General features: G+C 62.6%; 1 protein-coding gene and 2 pseudogenes. All 3 read right to left on the bottom strand.

The window, feature by feature from the left end; all coding sequences use genetic code 11:
• Positions 1–836, bottom strand: a pseudogene (locus SMC5_RS03430) (hypothetical protein); the annotation flags it as partial.
• A gap of 23 nt (positions 837–859) precedes the next feature.
• Positions 860–1,945 (bottom strand): alanine racemase, encoded by a 1,086-nt coding sequence (locus tag SMC5_RS03425; protein ID WP_126854923.1) that lies wholly within the window; start codon positions 1,943–1,945, stop codon positions 860–862.
• Between the two features lie 14 nt (positions 1,946–1,959).
• Positions 1,960–2,745, bottom strand: a pseudogene (locus tag SMC5_RS03420) (hypothetical protein); the annotation flags it as partial.

Raw genomic sequence — 2,745 nt, 5'->3', positions numbered from 1 at the left:
AGCGTCCCTGCCAGGTCGAGCGCATCTGAGGCCGCCTTGACCGCGTCGCATGTCGCCCCGCCTTTGGCGCTGTCGCGCGCGAAGTTCAGCAGCTTGCGCGCCAGAGCCGAGGCCCGCGTGGCGGACTCCTCGATAGCAGTCATCGACACCGCGACGGGACTATCTTCAGGTGCATCCATCTTGGCCAGCGCCGCATTGCCGAGCACCCCCTGCATCATGTTGTTGAAGTCGTGGGTTACCTGCACGGACAGCTCCGCCACGCTGCGATAACGCGCCAGCGACAGCAGGCTTCCCTGCGCTTCATCGACCCTTGCTCTCAGGATGACCACACTCATGACGGCTGCCACGCAGTGCAGGCAAACCACAGATGGCTTGCCGACGCCCGTACTGTCGCGTGCAAACTCGGCGACCACCAGTCCAATGGTTTGCCCCCGGTCGCGGAGCGCTGCCACGCCGACCGCCGAAACATCGCCCTCATCCGCCATCGCCCAGCGCACCACGCCATCCGTCAGTACGGCGGCCAGCATCGAGGCCGCTACCACCGAAACTCTGATGCGCGCGAGCGTGTCACTGGGATTATGTCCTGTCGCAACAAGGTCCAGCTGGTCCTCGCCCTCCACCCTGCGGTAGACGGAGAGGAGCACCTTGCCAGTCACGTCACCGAGAGCCGCCTGGGCCTCCAGCACGGCCTGCTCAGTCGAAACTGCGTCCACCACGTGCACCATGCTCCGAAGGCACGAGCACGGGCAACTCCCAAGAACACCAGAAGCATCCGGCTCCTGCCGTGCCTGATCAGCCGGCAGTTCCACCATCGTTTTCCAGTTCCATTCCTTCATCTTGCCCCCTCTCGACTGTACTCTTATGCCCCGGTGTAGATGCAATGCACATATGGACTTGCCGCAGCACGTGCCAGCGCAGCATAGGAGAGCCGGAATTCCAGAACATCACCGGTGGCGACGTTGCTCTCCCCGTCTGAGATGTCGACAATCAGGTGATCACTGGACCCTCCCAGTACCACTGCACCGTCCATGACCGGCGTCAGTCCATCGATATCAGTGTCCATCTTGCCCAGGGCGACCACCGCCCGACGTCGCAGCCCCTTCGAGCTGACGCGCAACCGTGGGCCGGGACCTGCGATATCCGACCGGACCAGTCCCTCTGGCTCCGCCTGCTTATCCTGCAACTCGATGATTTCCGCCCGCAGAATGGCAGTGTCCTGACGGAGCCATGGGATAAACCTGCCGTCAGCCGTACTCGTCCCCAGCACCAGAGCCTCGCCAATGCGGACCTGGGTGATGCCGGCGGGCATGGCACCGTGCTCGACGAGCGCCAGCGTCAGTGTACCCCCGGTCGAGACAGTCTCGCACGCCAGTCCCAGCTGGTCACGCAGCGTCTGAGCGGAGCGCACCAGCAGTTGATGATTGCGCGGCGTCGCCTGGACACGGGCGAAGCACCCCAGGTTGGTAGCAACGCCGGCCACATGAAGGCCCGACAGCATCATCGCATACCGGGCAAAAGCAACCAGCTGGTCGGGGGACATCCCCTCGCGCCGGTCACCGACGTCAATCATGGGAACAACGTTGATGGTGCGGTGAGCAGCCCGAGCGGCGTCCGAAAGGCTCACCAGGATATGTCGCTCGCTGACGAGAATGCAGTCACAGGCTTCGACTGCGGCTTCCACCTGGCCAATCATCGGGGACCGGATCAGCATGCACCGCGATGCATCAGGGTTGTCTGCCTTGAGCCGTACAAGGTTCTCCACACGTGAATCTGCCACATGCACTAGTCCGCCTCGGGCGCAAGCGCGTACTACCTCGGAAGCTGAGCGCAAACTCTTAAGCACCGGGACGACCTCGATGCCAGCAGCGTTGCAGCGTTCTTTCAGCCTCCTCGCATTATCTGCGAGAGCGTCCAGTGAAATTTCCAGCTCTGGCAATGTTCTCATAGAAACCCCTTTCTTCACTCACCGCCGGTGGGAGCAGTTCTCTCCCCGGCACCGTGATCTGTGCTGGTCTGAGGTGACTGTGTCAATCGACCCTCCCGCGTCAGCCTCTCGACAACCGCGTTCTGGTTTCGGCGATACTCTCGGGCCACATACGGTGACAGCATAGAGTGCAACAATGCTGTGTATTTCATCCTGAAATGCACGACGTCGCCTTCGCGGAAGTCATAGTCGGTTTCTGTCACATCCAGAACCATATGGTCACTGGAGCTGCCGGCTATTGTAACACCGCCGTCCAGAGGTATCAGAGCGTCAGGGTCCGTGTCGGTGTATCCCAGCGCCACGACGGCACGCCTGCGGACACCGCGGTCCACGAGATGGGGTCGCCGGCCCTCCGCGTCCAGGCCCACCGCCCCATCGGGCACACTCGGCTTCTCCCGCACCTCGATGACCTCCGCCTCCAGTGTGAACGCGTCCTGACGCAGCCAGGGAATCACACGCGAGTCGGTGGTGCTGACACCCAGCAGCAACGCCTCTCCGGCCCGCAGCTCCGTCACCGTTGGTGACAACAGACCATGCTCTATCAGGTCGAGGGCTACCGTTCCGCCGGTCGATACAATTTTCAGGGGCAGCCCCGTCTCGCGACGGATACGCACAGCTGAAGCACCGAACAGCTCCTGGTTCTCGGCGGTGGGCAAAAGTCCGCTGATGCATCCCACATTCGCCGCCAGACCTACGGCCTCGACACCCGCGATCCTCGATGTGGCAAGGACGAAGGAGGTCAGTTCCGACATCGGAACGCC

The organism is Candidatus Cryosericum odellii (genome assembly GCF_003570935.1).
GTDB classification, from domain to species: Bacteria; Caldisericota; Caldisericia; order Cryosericales; family Cryosericaceae; genus Cryosericum; species Cryosericum odellii.
Note: the sequence above shows the minus strand (reverse complement) of the source record. Positions and strands in the feature narration are given on the sequence as shown.

Bases quoted from the DNA above. Each gene is read 5' to 3' on its own strand.
- SMC5_RS03425 (WP_126854923.1), bottom strand. From the start codon at position 1,945: ATGAGAACATTGCCAGAGCTGGAAATTTCACTGGACGCTCTCGCAGAT.